General features: G+C 52.9%; 22 protein-coding genes. 6 read left to right on the top strand and 16 right to left on the bottom strand.

The genetic code is table 11. The annotated features are described in order from the left end of the window. Positions 1-157: 157 nt before the first annotated feature. The 7 genes from L1N82_RS02555 to ald all read right to left on the bottom strand — a co-directional run bounded on the left by L1N82_RS02555 (position 158) and on the right by ald (position 6,461). Positions 158-1,504, bottom strand: coding sequence for a pyrimidine-nucleoside phosphorylase (locus tag L1N82_RS02555; RefSeq protein WP_235285762.1), 1,347 nt, complete (start codon positions 1,502-1,504; stop codon positions 158-160). Between the two features lie 13 nt (positions 1,505-1,517). Next, positions 1,518-1,673 carry an aspartyl-phosphate phosphatase Spo0E family protein gene (locus L1N82_RS02550; RefSeq protein ID WP_235285761.1) on the bottom strand — a complete coding sequence of 52 codons (156 nt, stop codon included), beginning with the start codon at positions 1,671-1,673 and terminating at the stop codon, positions 1,518-1,520. Positions 1,674-1,813: 140 nt separating this feature from the next. After that, the gene (locus L1N82_RS02545; RefSeq protein WP_235285760.1) at positions 1,814-2,641 is read right to left on the bottom strand and encodes a purine-nucleoside phosphorylase; all 828 of its coding nucleotides are present in this window, start codon (positions 2,639-2,641) and stop codon (positions 1,814-1,816) included. Positions 2,642-2,760: 119 nt separating this feature from the next. After that, positions 2,761-3,930, bottom strand: coding sequence for a phosphopentomutase (locus L1N82_RS02540; protein ID WP_235285759.1), 1,170 nt, complete (start codon positions 3,928-3,930; stop codon positions 2,761-2,763). Between the two features lie 32 nt (positions 3,931-3,962). Continuing rightward, positions 3,963-4,856, bottom strand: coding sequence for a site-specific tyrosine recombinase XerD (gene xerD / locus L1N82_RS02535; protein WP_235285758.1), 894 nt, complete (start codon positions 4,854-4,856; stop codon positions 3,963-3,965). A gap of 101 nt (positions 4,857-4,957) precedes the next feature. Next, positions 4,958-5,191: a DUF4227 family protein gene (locus L1N82_RS02530; protein WP_235285757.1), complete on the bottom strand. Its 234-nt coding sequence runs from the start codon at positions 5,189-5,191 to the stop codon at positions 4,958-4,960. Positions 5,192-5,327: 136 nt separating this feature from the next. Then, on the bottom strand, positions 5,328-6,461 hold the full coding sequence (ald, locus tag L1N82_RS02525; protein ID WP_235285756.1) for an alanine dehydrogenase: 1,134 nt from the start codon (positions 6,459-6,461) through the stop codon (positions 5,328-5,330). A 157-nt stretch (positions 6,462-6,618) separates the two neighbouring features. On the opposite strand from ald, the gene L1N82_RS02520 reads away from it, so the two are divergent. Further along, positions 6,619-7,884, top strand: coding sequence for a S8 family peptidase (locus L1N82_RS02520; protein ID WP_235285755.1), 1,266 nt, complete (start codon positions 6,619-6,621; stop codon positions 7,882-7,884). 100 nt (positions 7,885-7,984) lie between these two features. Here L1N82_RS02520 and fur read toward each other — a convergent pair whose 3' ends face one another. From fur to L1N82_RS02500, 4 genes are all read right to left on the bottom strand, one after another. Further along, positions 7,985-8,443, bottom strand: coding sequence for a ferric iron uptake transcriptional regulator (gene fur / locus L1N82_RS02515; RefSeq protein WP_235285754.1), 459 nt, complete (start codon positions 8,441-8,443; stop codon positions 7,985-7,987). Between the two features lie 111 nt (positions 8,444-8,554). Continuing rightward, positions 8,555-9,181: a stage II sporulation protein M gene (gene spoIIM / locus L1N82_RS02510; protein ID WP_235285753.1), complete on the bottom strand. Its 627-nt coding sequence runs from the start codon at positions 9,179-9,181 to the stop codon at positions 8,555-8,557. 102 nt (positions 9,182-9,283) lie between these two features. Next, complete coding sequence (locus L1N82_RS02505) at positions 9,284-10,498, bottom strand: endonuclease Q family protein (RefSeq protein ID WP_235285752.1); 1,215 nt, start codon at positions 10,496-10,498, stop codon at positions 9,284-9,286. Between the two features lies 1 nt (position 10,499). Further along, positions 10,500-11,069, bottom strand: a complete 570-nt coding sequence (locus tag L1N82_RS02500; protein ID WP_235285751.1) for an NUDIX domain-containing protein — start codon at positions 11,067-11,069, stop codon at positions 10,500-10,502. 168 nt (positions 11,070-11,237) lie between these two features. Between L1N82_RS02500 and mciZ the strand changes: the two genes are divergently transcribed. Next, positions 11,238-11,390 carry a Z-ring formation inhibitor MciZ gene (gene mciZ, locus L1N82_RS02495; protein ID WP_235285750.1) on the top strand — a complete coding sequence of 51 codons (153 nt, stop codon included), beginning with the start codon at positions 11,238-11,240 and terminating at the stop codon, positions 11,388-11,390. Here the strand turns inward: mciZ and L1N82_RS02490 are convergent. Beyond that, entirely contained in the window at positions 11,387-12,118 is a 732-nt protein-coding gene (locus L1N82_RS02490) for an anti-sigma factor (protein ID WP_235285749.1), read from the bottom strand. The genes mciZ and L1N82_RS02490 overlap by 4 nt on opposite strands. A gap of 20 nt (positions 12,119-12,138) precedes the next feature. Next, on the bottom strand, positions 12,139-12,762 hold the full coding sequence (locus L1N82_RS02485) for an RNA polymerase sigma factor (protein WP_235285748.1): 624 nt from the start codon (positions 12,760-12,762) through the stop codon (positions 12,139-12,141). Positions 12,763-12,939: 177 nt separating this feature from the next. Between L1N82_RS02485 and L1N82_RS02480 the strand changes: the two genes are divergently transcribed. The 3 genes from L1N82_RS02480 to L1N82_RS02470 are packed head-to-tail and all read left to right on the top strand — an operon-like array spanning position 12,940 to position 16,168. After that, positions 12,940-14,109 (top strand): COG1470 family protein, encoded by a 1,170-nt coding sequence (locus tag L1N82_RS02480; protein ID WP_235285747.1) that lies wholly within the window; start codon positions 12,940-12,942, stop codon positions 14,107-14,109. 3 nt (positions 14,110-14,112) lie between these two features. After that, positions 14,113-15,120, top strand: a complete 1,008-nt coding sequence (locus L1N82_RS02475; protein ID WP_235285746.1) for an ABC transporter ATP-binding protein — start codon at positions 14,113-14,115, stop codon at positions 15,118-15,120. Between the two features lie 52 nt (positions 15,121-15,172). Next, complete coding sequence (locus L1N82_RS02470) at positions 15,173-16,168, top strand: ABC transporter permease (protein WP_407946680.1); 996 nt, start codon at positions 15,173-15,175, stop codon at positions 16,166-16,168. 148 nt (positions 16,169-16,316) lie between these two features. On the opposite strand, the gene L1N82_RS02465 is transcribed toward L1N82_RS02470, so the two are convergent. Next, positions 16,317-17,447, bottom strand: coding sequence for a M20/M25/M40 family metallo-hydrolase (locus L1N82_RS02465; RefSeq protein WP_235285744.1), 1,131 nt, complete (start codon positions 17,445-17,447; stop codon positions 16,317-16,319). A 72-nt stretch (positions 17,448-17,519) separates the two neighbouring features. On the opposite strand from L1N82_RS02465, the gene prli42 reads away from it, so the two are divergent. Further along, on the top strand, positions 17,520-17,618 hold the full coding sequence (gene prli42 / locus L1N82_RS23530; protein ID WP_181438830.1) for a stressosome-associated protein Prli42: 99 nt from the start codon (positions 17,520-17,522) through the stop codon (positions 17,616-17,618). On the opposite strand, the gene lipB is transcribed toward prli42, so the two are convergent. Together lipB and L1N82_RS02455 are read right to left on the bottom strand one after the other, a co-directional pair. Then, the gene (gene lipB, locus L1N82_RS02460; protein ID WP_235285743.1) at positions 17,574-18,296 is read right to left on the bottom strand and encodes a lipoyl(octanoyl) transferase LipB; all 723 of its coding nucleotides are present in this window, start codon (positions 18,294-18,296) and stop codon (positions 17,574-17,576) included. The two genes, prli42 and lipB, sit on opposite strands and share 45 nt — an antisense overlap. A 24-nt stretch (positions 18,297-18,320) precedes the next feature. After that, complete coding sequence (locus tag L1N82_RS02455; protein WP_407946679.1) at positions 18,321-19,655, bottom strand: dihydrolipoamide acetyltransferase family protein; 1,335 nt, start codon at positions 19,653-19,655, stop codon at positions 18,321-18,323. Positions 19,656-19,664: the final 9 nt, after the last annotated feature.

The following is a 19,664-nucleotide window of genomic DNA, read 5'->3' as shown; positions in this document are numbered from 1 at the left end:
CTGAGAATTTCGTTACACTTGTTCATACTATTTCGCATACGTATGTTAAGCGCCTGTTATATCCGTAAACAATAACAGCCGGTCAGGAATAACTCCCCACCGGCCGTTTGTTATGCTATCCCTTTGCTGTAACCTTCATGGGACAACCTCTTTCCGCTTATTGCTCTCTTGCTTGTTCGAACCGTTCTATGCCTTCCTTAGAAACGACAGACAGCACAAGCGGTCTAACTGAGGGCGGCCCATCAGCGATCAGGAAAGCATCCCGGACGGCTTCCGCTACTCTGCTCTCCGCCTCCCCGTCTTGGCGCGCATGCAGCAAGGCAATTATATCCCCCTGTTCTACACGGTCGCCGAGCCTGCAGGTCAACTGAATGCCGACAGCATGGTCAATTTCCGCATCCTTAGTAGGCCGGCCTGCTCCGAGATGCATAGCCGCCAGTCCAAGGTCCTCCGCCTCAATCGCTGTTATGTACCCTGACTTCGCCGCTTTTATCTCGATCCGGTATGGCGCCTGCGGAAGCAATTCCGTATTGTTCACCATGCCCGGGTCACCGCCCTGCGCCGCGACAAACTCGCTCATCTTGGCGAGCGCTTCCCCGCTGTCCAGCTTCGAACGCACAAGCAGCCGGGCTTCCTCAAAGGATTGCGCCTTTCCGCCAAGCACAACCATATGAGCAGCTAATGTAACGCACAGCTCTTCCAAGTCCTTGGGACCGCTGCCGCGCAAAGTCTCCACTGCCTCGGCCACTTCCAGCGCATTGCCGATCATATATCCGAGCGGCTGGTTCATATCACTAATGACTGCAACCGTATGCCTGCCCGTCTCCGTGCCAATTGCCACCATGGCCTGTGCCAGACGTTCAGCATCCTCTACTGTCTTCATAAAGGCTCCGCCACCCGCTTTAACGTCCAGCACAATAGCATCCGCACCCGCCGCAATCTTCTTGCTCATAACCGAACTGGCGATTAGAGGCACGGATTCAACTGTCGCGGTTACATCCCGAAGAGCGTACAGCTTCTTATCGGCCGGCGCCATATCGCCGCTCTGCCCTACAACTGCGAGCCCGAGCTCATTGACCTGCTTGATAAACTCCTCCGTCGTGAGCTCTGTACGGAAGCCGCGAATCGATTCAAGCTTATCTATAGTACCGCCTGTGTGGCCGAGCCCTCTGCCGGACATCTTGGCGACAGGCACCCCTACAGATGCAACAAGCGGCCCAAGGATTAATGTCGTCTTATCGCCAACTCCGCCGGTACTGTGCTTGTCCACCTTAATACCGGCGATCCCCGACAGATCCAGCTGATCGCCGGAGCGGGCCATAGCCATGGTGAGCTCTGCCGTCTCCGCAGCTGTCATTCCCTGAAATACAACAGCCATCGCCCACGCCGATATCTGATAATCCGGCACCGTTCCCGCACTATACCCGTCGATTAGGAACGAAATTTCCTCAGCGGACAGTTCCGCGCCGCTGCGCTTGCGTCCAATAATGTCAACAGCCCGCATCCGTTTATTCCTCCTAAACAGACGATTTTTTCATCTGCGACGCCCGCTTTTCAACCATAAACTGCACGATCAATCCATCCAGCGACTGACTGAGCCGCAGCACCTCTTGATGCTGTACATCCTGGTTACGGTTTGCTGCCGCATTCATTTTTCCGCGAAGTCTCTCCATTTGCAACAAAATCTGCTTATCCAATATATTTCACTCCAATATCCCTTAAAAATTTCACAAGGGACATTATACGACGGTCACCGGACAAAGGATGTCACAATGAGTCGAGCCTAACGTAACAATTTATTTACAAATTGCGACTAAAGGGCTGGAATAACACCAAGCACAAGACCTAAAAACCGAGATTTTACGCGCTCCGTCGTTTCCATAACCTCTTCATGAGACAGCGGCTGATCTAGTATACCGGCTGCCATATTGCTGATGCAGGAGATGCCCAGAACCTCAATGCCAGCGTGACGGGCCGCGATAACCTCAGATACAGTAGACATTCCAACCGCATCGGCTCCAAGCGTCCGGAGCATGCGGATTTCCGCAGGAGTCTCGTACGAAGGGCCAAGCAGACCAACATAGACACCTTCTCGAACACCAAAGCCCTGAGCTTCCGCTGTCTCTCTTGCAATCGCCCGGAACTTACGGCTATAGCACTCCGACATATCCGGGAATCTTACACCCAGCTCGTCATCATTCGCGCCGATCAGCGGATTGCGGCCAGTAAGATTCAAGTGATCCGATATCAGCATCAGATCGCCAGGCTCAAATCCGGTATTGATACCTCCCGCCGCATTGGTGACGATTAACTTGTCCGCGCCCAGCGCCTTCATGACACGCACAGGAAATGCTGTAAGCTCCGGACCATAGCCTTCATACATATGAAAGCGTCCACGCATCATCACTACATTCCGGCCGGCCAGTTTACCAATCAGCAGCTCGCCGGCGTGGCCTTCAACTGTCGATACAGGAAAATGTGGAATTTCTTCATAAGCGATAGTCACCGCATCCGTAACATGGTCGCCCAGCACACCAAGGCCGGAACCCATAATGAGACCAATTTCCGGCTTAACCGCTGCACGTGAGCGGATAAAATCCGCCGCTTCTTTAATTTGTACTGCTGCTTTTATCTCTGTCATATTCTGTTCCTCCATCTCTCTTGTATGTCTATGTAAAGCATTCTACCCTGTCTCGCCAAACTGCAAGCCTCAATCCCAGCGGATAAACGCCCGGTCTGGCTATGCCATTAGCTATGACTCTATAATTCGGACAGGAAGCTCCGGCCATTACCGGTTCCTGCTACCCCAAAATTGACTGCAATAGTAGCTGCTACGTCCGAAAAGGTCTCACGCACGCCAAGCTGGACATTTTTTATCTTAGGATTATAGACAAGCAGCGGTACATATTCGCGAGTATGATCGGTTCCGGCATGCACCGGATCGTTACCATGATCAGCTGTTATAACGAGCAGATCATCCTCTGTCACCCGCTCCAACAATCGGGGCAGCGCCTGATCGAAAGCAGTGAGGGCCCCCGCATAACCTTCCGGGTCTCGGCGGTGCCCGAACAGCGAGTCGAAATCAACCAGATTAGTGAAGAGAAGACCGCTGAACGGCTTGTCCATTAATTCAATGGTCCGTTCAATGCCATCGGCATTGCTCTTCGTTGGGTAAGAGGCCGTAATGCCTTCTCCGCTGAATATATCGTTAATTTTGCCGACTGACCACACGTCAAACCCACCGTCTTGCAGCGCGTTAAGCACTGTCGGAGACGGAGGGGAGACGGCATAATCATGACGGTTGGATGTTCGCTTAAACGATCCGGGATTGCCCACGTACGGTCTAGCGATGACCCTCCCGACTGCGTATGGCTCTTCAAGCGTCAGCTCTCTGGCGATCTCACAGGCGCGGTAGAGCTCCTCAAGCGGAATAATTTCCTCGTGAGCGGCGATCTGGAACACGCTGTCAGCAGAAGTGTAAACAATCCATTCTCCTGTCTCCATCTGCCGGCTGCCCAGCTCATCCAAAATTTCTGTGCCGCTGGCAGGCTTGTTCCCGATTACCTTGCGGCCTGTTCGCTCTTCAAAGGTGCGGAGCAGCTCTTCAGGGAACCCGTCCGGGAACGTGCGGAACGGCACGTTGATCCGGAGGCCAGCCAGCTCCCAGTGCCCGGTCATCGTATCCTTGCCGACGGATACCTCAGCCATCTTGCCGTAAGCTGCAGACGGCTCCGGCACAGGCTTCCAATCGCCAATTGGGGCGATATTTCCAAGTCCCAGCTTTCGCAGGTTCGGCAGGTCAAATCCGCTTACCTGCTCTGCTATGTGTCCAAGCGTGTGTGAACCGGCATCCCCGAATGACGGAGCATCAGGGAGCTCTCCTATACCCACACTATCCAGAACAATAACAGTTAAACGTTTAAATCGCATTGCTTTCACTCCACCCTTGTGTTCTCCAATCGTTACTTCGCCCGCGGATGCGTCTGGTCGTACACATCCTTCATTCGCGAACGTGTAACCTGGGAATAAATCTGCGTAGTCGAGATATCCGCATGTCCGAGCATTTCCTGAACAACACGCAGATCCGCCCCATTCTCAACCAGGTGGGCTGCGAAGGAATGGCGCAGTGTATGCGGTGTAATCTGCTGCTCTATTCCGCTTTCACGGGCGTACTTCTTGATAATCTTCCAGAATCCCTGCCTGGTCATTCGCGTCCCCAAGTGATTGAGGAACAAGGCGTTCTCCTCCCGGTCAGGCTTGGCAAACTTGCTGCGTGCAGCGCCGACATACTCATTCATCGAGCCGGATGCTACCCTTCCGAGTGGAATGATCCGTTCTTTCCCAGACGCCCCCATGCAGCGGACAAATCCCATGTCGAGGTTAACATCTCCAATGTTCAGTGCAATCAGCTCACTGACCCGGATTCCGGTAGCATACAAGAGCTCCAGCATGGCCTTGTCCCGCACACCGCCAGCCGTATCGGGTACAGGCGCATCCAGCAGCCTCCCGATATCCGCTATCGATATCACACCCGGCAGTCGTTTCTCCTGCTTAGGGGTTTCCATGTGAACGGCCGGATCAATCGTCAGCACCTGCGTCAGCACAAGAAACTTGAAGAATGCCCGGATCGAGGAAACCGTTCTGGACAGCGTTGCCACCGCACGGCCCGATTGCTTCAAGTGCAGCAGATACTTCGCAATGTGGTGCTTGCGCACATGATCGGGCAAAGTAAGGCCATCCCCGGCAGCATACTCGAAGAACATCGACAAATCCCGCTCGTAAGATTCAATTGTCGAACGCGACAAACCGCGCTCCTCAGACAGATAACGGACAAATGGCTGCAGCTGATCCTTCATGAAGACATCCTTTCTGTTGCAATCTCTCTGTCCTTTATCCTCTGATAATTCCACACAGATGCTGTAATATCCTGCTGATTGAAGTCAATAATTATGACAGCTTATTCGCCAATCCGGTAAAACCACCACAGTCTCTCGCGGAAGCTGAATTCGGAGAGGGACCCCGTGCGATCTCCGAATACCTTGACCGCGCTGCCCTGCGGTACCGCATACGGATCAGGCGCATGCACCCACTGCGTCAGAAGCCGGATGGTAAAGAACATGAGCAGGGTAAGAAGCATAAGCGACAATACAAAGACCAGCCGCCTGACAACCTTTTGCAGTGATACAACCATCAATATTCCCCCAGCATAAATTATGGGACAGTTCGTCCTTATCCCACCATATGTCGCTGCCGTGACGGTTATGCGGTGCAGTTAAGCTGGCGGCTGAACGTCTATTCTATCAATGCTCGCTTCTAGAAGGCAGCTGTCAGCCAGGCCCGGCGCCGGCAAGCAGACTTTCCAGCGGTACATAACCGGCTCCTGCCGCTTCTGCCACTCCCGGGTGTGTGATATAGCCTTGATACGTGTTGACGCCCTTGCGCAGCGGGATATTGTCTTGAACCGCCCGATGAAAGCCTTTGGTTGCCAGTTCAACTGCATATGGGAGAGTAACATTGGTTAATGCCAGCGTAGATGTTCGCGGAACGGCCCCCGGCATATTGGCAACGGCATAATGCAGAACGCCATGCTTCTCATACACAGGATCCTTGTGGGTGGTAACCCGGTCAATCGTCTCGATCGTACCGCCCTGGTCGACCGCTACATCTACAATAACCGCTCCCTTCTTCATCGTCTTGACCATCTCCTCGGTTACCAGATGAGGAGCACGCGCCCCCGGGATCAGAACAGCGCCGACAAGCAAATCAGCCTTTCGAACTGCATTAGCAATATTATAGCTGTTGGACATCAAGGTATGAATTGTTCCGCCGAAAACATCATCAATATAACGCATCCGGTCCGGGCTGCGCTCCAAAATAACAACACTGGCTCCCATGCCAAGCGCCATGCGGGCCGCGTTGAGGCCAACGATGCCTCCACCCAACACGATGACCTCCGCTGGCGGAACGCCGGGCACGCCGCCCAGCAAAATCCCCCTCCCCCCGTGGAAGGCCTCGAGGAATCTGGCACCTACCTGGACAGCCATCCTGCCCGCAACCTCACTCATCGGCGTCAGCAGAGGCAGCCCGCCGTTATCCAGCTGAATCGTCTCGTAGGCGACTGCCGTGACCCGGTTTGCAGTAAGAGCCTTCGTCAAGGCCGGCTCGGCTGCCAGATGCAGATAAGTAAACAGCAGCTGTTCAGGTTTGAAATAAGCGTACTCTTCTGCAAGAGGCTCCTTAACCTTCATAATCATATCCGCCTGCCGCCACACCTGAGCTGCTTCTGGTACAATCACTGCCCCTTCTTCTGCATAGGCCTCGTCGTCAAACCCGCTTCCTTCCCCAGCCCCTGCCTGGATCATCACTTCATGTCCTGCATGGCGCAAGGCAGTTACACCAGCCGGCGTCAGAGCTACCCTGTATTCACTTGTTTTAATTTCCTTTGGCACCCCTACTCGCATGTTCATTTCCTCCTTTGTCGGCTCCCTTTTGAAGACCTTATATGGATACCCTTTCCATATTAACATGAGAATATGTGCCGTGGTGGGAAATTGGCCCAATACACTGCGCATCTGCCTACATACTATGTCATTAGACCGGAAACGTGGAGGGAAAACGATGATATCATTGAGTCAACTCATTAGCAGCTGTGCATGCCGCGGCAGGAACCGGCATGGGGAGCGCAGGCTGTTTGCTTTCAAGCATAGAAGCAGCTACAGCACCTGTCTGAAAGAACTGAAAGCTGCCGGATTCCGTCCTCACAAACAGCTTGACGAGCAAGGAATATTCAGCCTAACAATCGATAAACGAAAAAGCTTGAGCAAGATAGCCCGGCATTCCGGCATCAGATTTATTGAAAAAGATGTGAAAGCCAGGGCTCACGGCCTGCCACAGACGCTGCGAGCCATACGTTCGAGCAGCTGTGAACAGGGCCACGCTCCTTGGAACATCAAGCAGGTTCAAGCGCCGCTGGTGTGGCCGCTTACACAAGGCAGCGGGGTACGTTTGGCCATTCTTGATACCGGCATTGCCGCTCATCCCGATCTTAGGATAGCGGGCGGAATCAATACGATCAGCGGCCATTCCTACCGGGATGACAACGGTCACGGCACGCATGTGGCCGGCATTGCGGCAGGAACCGGCTTCAAGCAGTTAAAGGGAGTGGCGCCCCGAATATCCCTTTATGCTGTCAAGGTATTGGACCAGGAAGGAAACGGATATGTATCGGATATTGTGGAGGGAATTGACTGGTGTATTCGTAACCGGATGCAGGTGATGAACCTGAGTCTGGGTTTGCCGCCCGGGGAAGACAGCCAGGCGCTTCGGGAAGCTGTAAGAAGGGCAAGGCGCCATGGAATTGTGATCGTCTCTTCAGCAGGGAATGAGGGCAAGGCGGCAAAGAGCCTGGATGCGCCAGCAAGGTATGCGGGCGTCATTGCCGTCGCGGCCTCTACGAGGAAAAGAAGGATCGCAGGTTTCAGCAGCCGGGGAAACGGGTTGACATGCGCCGCACCCGGCTTGAACATTCGCTCTACATGGCTTCGCGGCGGTTACAAGATAATGTCGGGCACCAGCATGGCTTCACCGCATGCGGCCGGGGGGACTGCGCTTTTGCTGTTGAGGATGCCAGACTTGACACCGCATCAAATTAGCAACCTCCTCGCCGCGAGCGCCAGGAAGCTAGGCTTCAGCGTCAAAGCCCAAGGCGCCGGTCTGCTTCAGAACGCCAAGGCTCTCAGGCGGGCGGCAGCCTCCCCAACCGCCTTTCGTACAGCAGATCCCGGCAGCGCCCGCCGGCAGCGGCTGCTTCGGAAGCCCCTTGGCAGCCGTTCTAATCGACCGAACCAGGTCCTTATCTTGCAGAATCATTCATTCATAAAGTAAGAAAGAATCGGAGGCAGCATGCAAAAACTCCTGCGAGTATACCGGACAATGCCGGTTGCTCACAGGAGTCTATCATCTGTTACTTCTCCATTATAACTATTCAGCTACCTGGTTGATTGTTCTTGTCTCTGCAGCGGCTGCAGATTCCATGAAAGTCAAGCCGATGATCAATGACTTGAAAACCATACTCCAGTTCCAGCCGTTCTTCCAGTGGACCCAGCCAATCGTCCATAATTTCATCCATAGCACCGCACTGCACACAAATCAAATGATGATGGTGATGCTTGTTGCTGTCGGTACGAAGATCATAGCGGGCCACACCATCGCCAAAGTTGAGCTTCTCTACTACATGAAGCTCGCTTAGCAGCTCCAAGGTCCGATAGACCGTCGCCAAGCCGATTTCAGGCGCTTTCTCCTTCACCAGCATGAAGACGTCCTCTGCACTCAGATGATCCTCTTCGTTCTCGAGCAGCACACGTACGGTTGCTTCCCGCTGCGGGGTTAGCTTGTAGCCCTGCGACTGAAGCTGCTGTTTGATTTTCTCGATACGGGCTTCCATAATTATTCCCTCCGCGCTTCCATGCACCGCCTGCGCCAGACAGTTGCTTTCATTATAGGGGTTAATAGCCGGGAAAGTCAAACCTTTTACTAGAAAATAGGAGGACGGCTCCTAGACCAGATAGGGAGCCGCCCAAGCGATAATATAAGGGGATAAATAGACTTCCACAAGCGCTGCTCCCCATAAGACTAGGAGCAGCAGAAGTGAAGCGGCTGTGTGGGACAGCAGCGGCTGTACAAGGTCGCCTCCTTTACCGATCAGCCTTTGCCTGATTACATAGAGAGAGAAGGTCAGCCCAGATACGCTCGCCATTATAAGCGCGGGAATAACAATGAGATTCGGCGGTGCTATGGAGGCCATCGCGAACAACAGGCCTTTCCATTCATGCTGGCTGATCAGGGCCCCCACGGAAAATCCGATCAGAACACCCTTCATGAAATCCAGCGCAAGAATGACAGGCAGCCCCACAACTGTTATGCCGAGCAGCCAGATCAGCAGCAGCCATTTGCCATAAAAAATTGCCCGGTCGCGAAGCGAGCCGTCAACTTCAGGCATGATTCCCGCTTTAAACACTTCCGCGTAATGGCTGACCTCCCCTGCCAGCACCTCCTGCTGCTCCAGTGTCAAAGCATTATACATCAGCGTGCCGAAGACAACGCCGACAACAAAGAGCACAATCACAAATACATACAAGGTCAGGCTTTCCCTGCCGGAACGCAGCCATTGTACAGGGTTCATCTGCCGTTCCCCCTTCTTGTCCGAACTGTCTTGTACATTGTATGACGTTCGTCCAAGCGGTATGCCCCTGCGGGCAGGCTGGCAGTTCCGGCCTAAAGGGAACTACTTCCTTACTCTCCCGTATTTGCCCCCGCCTCCTGCCTCAAGATTAAGGCGTCCTTCTCTGGCCGCAATAATAAGGTCTGCTGTTTGTGCTCCCGCTTCATCAGCCAGCTCCTCTTTACCGGCGCTGTGAAGAACATCCATCTCAGTGCCAAAGCGCTTCAAAAGCCGATCAAGCAGCTTGGGTCCTACACCCGGTACAAATTCGAGAGGAATTTGGTACCGATACGGCGGACGTCCGCTCTGCTCAGGAAGCTCCTCCCGGTTCATCAGCCTGCCGAGCTCCTGAATCCGGTCCATGACCCCATTGACAAGCTTAGTGCTGCCGCAAAGAGAGCAGCGCTCCGGCTGGCGGTCCGGCTCATCTGGACCTAGTGCTGACTCACAATTGAGGCAGTAGGTTTTGTGATACTTGCCAAGCCTCGGATTCAAGCCGTAATTAGCGGCAATCCGCCTGCCTTCCTTACCTTCCAAGGCCATCTGAAAGTCCGCAAATGAAGGCTGGCCAAGCAGCAGTTCATTATACTCACGGCCAATCTTGGAGAGGGAATGTGCATCCGAATTCGTCAGAAACGGGTAGCCGTCCAGCTCCGCTACGTAACCGGCCATTTCAGTGTCAGCGCTTAAGCCAAGCTCAACTGCGGACACTGCTGCCGGATCCAGCACTTCCGCGATTGAATCCGTACAGCTGCCATAGAGGCTCTTGTGCGGAGTGAAAATATGGGCGGGAATGAACAGCCCTCCTCTGGCGAGCGCCTGATCCTGCAGCTCCCTGCCCGTCACATAAATGCGCTGGGAGCTGAGCATGACATTGCGCATATAAGCGCTCATCCATTCCGTCCATGCTCGCATACGGTCGAAGTCCGGCATGAACACCAGATAATGCGCCGGGCCTCTTCCAGGCTCCTTCACTTCAATCTCACTGCCAAGCAGCAGGGTCGTATCGCGATATCCGATGCCTCCGCCTTCGACCTCCGACATTTCACCGGTCTCCAGCAGCCCGGCGATATCCCGCTGGACACCAGGCGAGTGGGTATCTATGACGCCGAGCAGCCGTATCCCTTTGCGGACTGCCGCCTCGTGCGCAATGTTGCGGAACGTGAGGCTGCGGCTGGCACTGATCTTAACCGGTTCACCATGGTCGGTACTTCCTATGTGAATATGCATGTCGGCATAGACCGTTTGAAGCTGCTGACCGCCCTGCTGGCCAGTCATATCAGATTGTTCCCGTCAGCCGGTACAGCTGCCATGCCTGCACAGCCATCATTGTTTTGGCATCACTAATCCGGTCTTCACGGATATACTGCTGAGCCTGCTCGAAGCTGATCGCTTCCACAGCCAGGAACTCATCCTCATCCAGCTGCAGTGAGCCTTTCTCCAGCTGATCCGTAAAGTACAGGTACAGCTTCTCATCGGCAAATCCCGGCGAGGTGAAGAAAGCGCTGACCAGCTTCATTGAACCTTCCTTGGCCTTATACCCCGTCTCTTCTTCCAGCTCGCGGTAAGCCGCCTGAATCGGATCCTCACCAGGGTCGAGCTTGCCCGCCGGAAGCTCAACCTGAAATTTCTCGAGCGGCTTGCGGTACTGCTCAACAACGAGCAGCTTGTCATCTATTAAAGCCATAACCGCGGCAGCACCAGGGTGCTTGACAATTTCGCGTGTCGCCGTTTCACCATTTGGCAGCTGAACCGTGTCCACCTGCAGCGTAATCATCCGCCCATTGAAGATATGATCCGTCTTGACTGTTTTCTCCTGCCACTGCTCCGATTTGCCTAATATCGTCATCGTGTCTCCACTCCTTGCCGGACTATGCCGGTCCTGATTTTCCCTGGAATTTGCTGCCCGTTCTGATCAGCAGGAAGCCGCCCAGACGCCCGACAGCACATCGAGGGATATCTTGTCCATTCTCTGCATATTGATCATTATACCAAATCACGACAGGGGTTGGAAAAAATGAAGCAGTATATCAACGAAAAAGGTCTCCGTCTAGTCGGCAAGGCATGGGAAATCCGTTATCAGCTCCGCAAGCTGGGCGGTACGGCGGCAGCCGACAGCCGCAAGCTCCAGGATATGCTCGGAAAACCGGCCAGGAAGGCAGCGCGTTAGTCCTTCTGCAGCAGCACAAGGAACGTCTCCCTGCCGGTCGGCTGTACACTGCCTCCCAGCGGCTCAACGCTGATCGATATATTATCCGACTTTTGAAGCAGCGGCGAACGGACATGCAAATGTGCCCGGCTCCCGCTCCAGCTTAGCACACCAAGACTATCGTGCCGATCCCCGCTGACTGCCCAAGCCTGGTAGTCTATCTGTCCATGTGCCGGCAAACCGTCAAGCATGAGCAGAACTTCCTGACTGTCCCGGCTTACCCAGACATAGCCTTCCCCCTCGCCGCTGCCAATGGTCAGGGCGCGGTACCGGGAAGAATCGGGAGCAAGCATGACTGCCTCAGCTTCCGGTACCTGCCGGCTTACATAAGCCCCCAGAGGTTCTGCCTCCCCTTCCAGCTTGCTAAGCCCGCCAATCAGCAACATGACCAATATGCACGCGGCCGCTGCCAGCCAGCCTCCTCTAACTGCTGACCGGTTAGGCCGCATCCCTCTAACGGTTCTAAAAAGAGACCGCTCATAAGATGACGGAAGAAGAGGGAGAACTTCATTGTCATCGAGTGGCTCGATCTCTCCGGGTGCAAGCAGCCGGTGCCATTCGTCTCTAATACCATGACACTCTTCACATGTCTCCGCATGAGTGTCCATTAAGAACCTCTCCTCTGCGCTGATTGATCCTCTAATCCTGTCCACCCACTGCTCTTCCGTGTAGCGCAAGCACCTGAACACTCGGTGTTCCGGCCTCTCCTTCAAGTAAGACCCCTCCCTTCCGGTACGTCAAGGGTAACCTTCTCTTCGTGGCTATGCATACTCAGCCTCTTCCGCAAATTATTCAGCCCGTATCGCACCCACGATTTCACCGTGCCAAGCGGAACATTCCACTCCTCTGAAGTCTCTCTATGTGTTTTATTGCCGTAATAGATGGCTGTCAATGCCTTCTGCTGTGTTACCGGAAGCTCTCTCATCGCTTCCCGGACCGCTTCCTGCTCCAGCTTGATTACCACTTGTTCCTCAAGGGCGTCCATTACCCCAGATGAGGCTTCAGAGGTTAAAGTGAGCTTACTGCCATCCTCCTTCTCGAGAACCACCTTCCTCCCCCTTCTAATCCGATCCAGAGCCCGGCTGCGAGTCATGACAGCTAGCCAAGCCTCTATAGAGCCTTTATCACACGAATACCTGTCTCCCTTACGGAGCACTTCCATGAAGATGTCATGGCATAAGTCTTCCGCCTCCATCCGGTCATCGAGCATTCGACCTGCTATTTGAAGCACAAGGGGAGCATACCGTCTATAGAACAGCTCAAAAGCTTCGACAGATCCCCTGCACATCGCATGCAGCAGCTCGGATGGATTGGGTTCTTGTTGGGCGCTCATGAGCCCAGCCTCCTCTCCGATAAACACGGCAGCAGTCACTTTACTTTTTTTTTAGCAGATCAGGCTAAATAAATGCAACTTTTTTGGGGCTCCGATAAATCCGGCCGGCTGTCCTTGTACGTATTCCATTTTAGAAGGCCATAGAGCCTTAACATTCAGTTACAGGAGGGATTATGCATGCTGCATGCATGTATCGGAAGCAAGAGAAACACGGTCATCTACTTACTCACTGCAATTTTATTTACATCCTTCATGCTAGGAGGAACACGGGAAGCCCGCGCAGCCGCAGTTCTCGAGCTGTACACCCCATATTTGGACATATCCGCTTCCCCCGGGGAATCCATCACGTATCCAATCGAATTAATTAACCATAGCAGTACGACTTTGAAGACAGCATTGTCAGTTAAAGGTAAAGATGGATGGGTACAGGAATTGACGGCCGATGGGCGGCAGGTTAAACAGATTGCCGTCAAGCCGGGCGAGAGCCAGTCAGCAGAGCTAAGGCTTCAGGTGCCCCTGAAAGTGGAGAAGGGCTCCTATACCTTTACAGTTAATGCTACTGGAGCAAATCCGCTTGACCTTCATGTAGATGTGACTGAAAAAGGAACCTATTCCTCTGCTTTCACGATAGAGCAGAGCAATATGGAGGGTCATGCCGACTCTACCTTTACTTTTACCGCAAATCTGCAGAACCGCACAGCTGAAGAACAGACCTATTCGTTAACAGCCGCCGCTGATCCCGGCTGGGACATCCGTTTCAAAAGCGGTGGTAACAATGTGACATCCGTTACCGCCGAGCCAAACGCTTCCGAAACCATCACCATAGAAGCGGTTCCGCCTGAAAATGCGTCCGCCGGCACATTCGTAATCCCTGTAAGCGCATCAAATAACAGCACCTCAGCCAGCGCTGAGCTTGAGGTCGTAATTACGGGAACGTTTGACTTGCAGCTGACTACCGCTGACGAACGACTGAACACGGATGTAACCGCGGGTTCAACACGCCGACTCGATCTGGTTGTAACTAATACCGGTACATCCGCGCTATCTGAAGTAAATATGTCGGCTCAATCTCCCAGCGGCTGGGAAGTCAGCTTTGAGCCATCATCCATACGGATGATCGAACCAGGCCAAACGAAAACGGTTCAAGCTATTATCAAAGCAGACAGCAAGGCCATGCCCGGAGACTACGCTGTCTCGCTGAGTGCCGCTTCACCTGAAAAAACGTCCCAGGCATCCATAAGAGTGGCGGTTAAATCCTCGGTTCTGTGGGGCTGGGTCGGTATTCTGATCGTTATTGCCGTTGCCGGATTCATCGCATACCTGATCCGCAGATACGGGAGGCGTTAAGAAGTGATTTGCGAGCAGACACCAACGAATCAAGAGCCGGTTATCGAATTGTCTGGTTTAACTAAATATTATGGCAACCAGCGGGCTGTCGATGATCTCTACCTTACCGTAAGAAAAGGAGAAGTATTCGGCCTTCTAGGTCCTAACGGGGCAGGCAAAACGACGACAATCCTTATGATGCTTGGACTGTCCGAGCCTACATCCGGCAGTGCCGTTGTGTGTGGTCTTGATCCAGTGCGCAGCCCGCTCCAGGTTAAACGCAAAGTCGGTTATATGCCCGACGATGTAGGCTTCTACGAGGATAGAACAGCCCTTGATAATCTGCTGTTTACGGCAGGGTTAAACCAGATTCCTGCCGGCGAAGCGCGGGAGAGGGCCGAACGTCTCTTGGAAACGGTAGGACTTGCAGAGTCAGCCCGCAAGAAGGTTGGAGCATTCTCGCGCGGCATGCGGCAGCGTTTGGGGCTAGCGGATGTTTTGATTAAGAAGCCCGAAGTTATCATATTGGATGAGCCGACGCTCGGAATTGACCCCGAAGGGGTCCGTGAGCTGCTGGCATTGATCCGTTCCCTTAGCCGGGAAGACGGAATTACCGTACTGCTTTCCTCACATCATCTTTATCAGGTTCAGCAGATCTGTGACCGTGTGGGATTATTTGTCCAGGGAAGACTTCTCGCATGCGGTAATATAGATGAACTGGCGGAATCCTTGAATTCTAGCGGAACGATCACTGTGGAAATGACGGTCAGGAACGCACCTGACCATCTCACAGAGGATCTCTTCAGCATTCCGGGCGTCAGCAAGGTCTTGGCAGACGGGCTGGACTCTGGAAAGAGTGACGGCAGCATGAATATTCAAGTCATTTGTCAAGCGGATGTGACATCCTCTCTCGCACGTGCCGCTGTTCAAAGTGGCGCCGAGCTAACCGCAATTAATCGCAGAACTTACGGGCTGGATGACATTTACCACAATTACTTCGAGGGGAGTGGAAGAGATGAACATACCGGATAGCAGTCTGCCGCTCTTGAAGAGGCTGAGGCTTCAAATACGGAACCGGACTAACATGATAAACGAACCGGATCGTAAGAAAGTAGAACGGCAAGCACGGCATACTCCTTCGCCATTTTGGGTCATTGTGCATAAGGAGCTCGGCGATCACATTCACAGCTGGCGGTTCGGCATATTGGTCGGAATTGTCGTATTGGCTTGCATAGGTTCGATTTACTCGGCGGTAATTGCCCTTCAACAGGGCACCGGTAACAGCGACAGCGAGAACTACTTGTTTCTAAAAATGTTTACCGCTTCAGATGGTACATTGCCTAACTTCATCACCTTTGTATCGTTTCTCGGGCCTCTAATTGGTATTGCGCTTGGCTTCGATGCGGTTAATACCGAGCGTACCAAAGGGACACTGAGCCGTATGCTGTCACAGCCTCTGTACCGTGATGACTTTATTACCGCCAAATTTACAGCCGCCCTATTGCTTGTTGCCTTAGTGATCTTCTCCCTGGGCTTCTCGGTCATGGGACTCGGGCTCTTCACAATTGGCTATCCGCCAACGCCTGAAGAATTCGGCAGGGTGGTGATATTTCTATTAACAGCTGTTATATACGTTGGATTCTGGCTGAACTTGTCTTTATATTTCTCCGTGCGCTTCCGCCAGGCCGCCACTTCGGCCCTTTCAGGAATAGCACTGTGGCTGTTTTTCACTGTCTTCTACAGCTTAATTGTTAACCTGCTTGCCAAATCTTTTGAGCCTGGCGAACAGGCGGGTACGAGCCAGATTCTCTCCTATCAGCAGACGCTGCTCTTCATTAACCGCCTGTCGCCAGCCGAATTATTTACCGAAGCGACAACCACACTGCTTGTGCCTGAAGTCCGCTCTCTTGGACCACTAACAATGGAGCAGGTAATCGGCGCCATACCAAGCCCGCTGCCTTTAGGCCAAAGCCTGCTGTTAATCTGGCCTCATTTGACGGGGCTAATTGCTGCTGCTTCCCTTGCCTTTGCACTTACTTACGCTCTCTTCATGCGGCAGGAGATTCGTTCGAGATCATAACAATCAGGCAGACAACAATAAGAAAGGCTTTCCCTATAGAAACAGCTGCAGCCGTTCTACAGGGGAAGCCCTTCTTCCATCAACCCTTTATTATCTTTGAGGCTCCTTGAGTCTTGCTACTCTTACTATGACTCTATGAACCGTTATCCTACTTGCCTTCAGCCGCGAGCTTGATCAGCTGCACAACCAGTTCGGTTGTCTTTACCAAATCCGCTACCTTGATCTGCTCTTTGGTTGTGTGAATGTGCTCATAGCCCACTGCAAGGTTGACCGTCGGCACGCCCAGTCCGTTGAAGATATTGGCATCACTGCCCCCGCCCGAATGGAAGGTCCTTGGCGTACGCCCAATCTGCTCAATTGCCTTCTTCGCCAGCTCGACCACCGGATCACCGTCCGTATAAGAATAAGCCGGGTAGATAATCTCGCTCTCAAACTCGGCTGTCGCGCCGTAATCAGAGGCTGCACTTTCAAGTGCTGTCCGCATGGATTCGATCTGAGCATCCAGCTTATCCTGCACAATGCTTCTTGCCTCTGCATCAAGCTTCACATAATCACAGACGATGTTCGTTGCACCGCCGCCCTCGAAACGACCGATATTAGCGGTCGTTTCTTTGTCGATCCGGCCCAGCTTCATACGGGAGATGGCCTTTGCGGCCACCTGAATTGCACTTATTCCGTCCTCCGGATTTACACCGGCATGGGCCGACTTGCCAATGATCTTCATATCGATCTTCGCCTGCGTAGGAGCCGCAACAGCGATATCGCCGATTTGTCCATTGGAGTCAAGAGCATAGCCATAGTCTGCTTTTAGGCGTGAGGCATCCATTACCCGCGCGCCATGCAAGCCCGCTTCCTCGCCAACCGTAATAACGAATTGAACAGGACCATGGGCAATATTCTGTTCCTTCAATACCTTGATTGCTTCAAGCATCGCTGCGATGCCTGCCTTATCGTCCGCGCCAAGAATGGTAGTGCCGTCACTGCGGATATAGCCGTCATCATCCAGCTGCGGCTTAATGCCGGCACCTGGCGTTACGGTGTCCATATGGGAAGTAAAGAATATTGTTGGAGCACCATCTGTGCCATTAGCCTCAAGCATAATGAAGAGATTGCCCGCTCCATGTCCGGTCTTCTCGGCAGCATCATCCTCTTCGACCTGCAGGCCAAGCTCTGCAAATTTTTGTTTCAATACTTTACTTATAGCCTGTTCATGCATGGTTTCACTGTCCACTTGGACAAGTTCCATAAATTCGTCCACAAGACGTTTCTCAGAGATCATCGGCTTTCCTCCGCTATGTAATATCGTTTACAATAATAGTTGTCTACCCTTCCCCGAAAGGAGTGCGGCATCATGCACAATCGCAAATGGCTGCGCATTACAGCTATCATTCTCGTCGGTGTTATGTTAATTTCCACCGTCATGATGAGCATGTCCTGGTTCTTCTATTAAACCGTTCGATTGCTTGTTGAATATGCGGCAGAAGAGCGGCAGAATCTCTTCTGCCGCCTGTCTGACCGGCATAGTCCGACCCGTCAGATCCTCGAAGGATGTTACCCCGTAGGATTGAATTCCGCATGGTATAATACCCTGAAATCCATCCTCAGCAATACCAGCCTTCAAGTTTAAGGCGAAGCCGTGGCTTGTAATAAATCCCTTGCGCCTGCGGCTCTTGTTAAACTTGACGCCTATAGCCGCTATTTTCACATCGCCAACCCATACGCCTGTGTATTCCGGCTTTCTGCCGCCTTCAATACCATAGCCGGCAAGCCAGTCAATGATCACCTGTTCCAAATTACGCAGGTAAGCGTGCAGATCCAGTCCCGCGGCATCCAGGTACAAGAGCGGATAACCAACCAGCTGTCCGGGTCCATGATAGGTAATATCTCCGCCCCGGTCAATCTGATGTACGGTAATCCCGCGTGCTGCCAGCTCTTCCTCGCTAAGCAGCAGATGCTCCGGATGCTTCTGCGAGCCGATGGTATACGTTGGCGGGTGCTGGAGCAGCAGAAGCTTCTCAGGCACTTCCTCCAAATCAATTTGACGGACGAGCGACTTCTGCAGGTCCCAAGCCTCGCCATAGCCTATCATAGGTATGTAGATGCTGTCCAACCGGTTTAATTCGCTCATAGTACTACCCTCTTTTGTCAGTGTTTAGTACAGCTTCGTCTCCAAATTATAGCCTTCCAGATTGTCCTTCACACGCTGCAGGAAACGTCCGCAAATAACACCGTCCAATATCCTGTGGTCAAGCGACAGACAGAGGTTGGCCATTGAACGGACCGCAATCATATCATTGATGACGACCGGCCGCTTTACAATCGATTCGAACGTCAGATTAACAGCCTGCGGATAATTAATAATCGGATAGGACAGAATGGAACCAAATGAACCTGTATTATTGACCGTAAAGGTACCGCCCTGCATGTCGGCGACAGTCAGCTTGCCTTCCCTGGTCTTGCGGGCAAGCTCGTCAATCTCATGGGCAAGACCGGCGATGTTCTTCTGGTCTGCATTATGAATTACCGGTGTCAGAACGGATTCCTCGGTACCCACCACAAGCGAAATGTTAATATCACGCTTGACGATGATTTTATCAACTGCCCAGATTGAATTCATGATCGGGTAATCCTTAATCGCGTTAACAACAGCCTTAATTAAGAACGCCAGGTAGGTCAGATTAATACCCTCGCGCTGCCGGAATTCATCCTTCAGCTTGTTACGCAGCACGACCAGGTTTGTGACATCCACCTCAATCATCGTCCATGCATGCGGAATTTCCGTTACACTCTGGCGCATCCGCGTAGCAATCGTATTACGGATTGGAGTCACATCTATGAAATATTCACCTTTGCCGGGTACGGACCGCTGCTCAACCTGAATGTCAGGGATACGCGGAGGCTCAGACAAATGCAGACCGGAAGATCGCACATTGGGAAGCTTAGTCTCATTCTGAGCCGAAGCAGCTGGTGATGCAGCCGTGCGGGTCATCTGCTGCTCTGCGTTATTAGGAACGGCAGCCACCCCCTGCTTACCCGATGCTACATAGGCGAGTACATCCTTCCGTGTAATACGACCGCCAATGCCTGACCCGCTAATAATCGTCAAATCAAGGTTATGCTCAGCAGCAAGCCGCTGAACAGCAGGCGAATATCTGCCTCGCATACTTTGATCCTCCTCACCAGCTCGTGCGGTTCCGGCAGACTGGGCTGCGGATACTTCGGCTGGCTCCGTCTCATCAGCTGTAATGCTCTCTACGAGACAGATTGGCTCGCCTACAGGAATTGTCTCTCCAGCGCCAGCCAGAATTTTAACAAGCTTGCCTGCAACTGTAGACGGCAGTTCGGCATTCACTTTATCTGTAATGATCTCACAAATCGGCTCATACATCTCGATCTCATCGCCCGGCTGCTTTAACCACTTATCAATTGTTGCCGAAACAAGCGACTCTGCCAGCTGCGGCATGACGATTTCCTTTACCGATTTCATCATTGCTCA

It is taken from the genome of Paenibacillus tarimensis, assembly GCF_021532315.1.
GTDB classification, from domain to species: domain Bacteria; phylum Bacillota; class Bacilli; order Paenibacillales; family Paenibacillaceae; genus Paenibacillus_I; species Paenibacillus_I tarimensis.
This window is presented reverse-complemented; position numbering and strand designations above follow the sequence as displayed.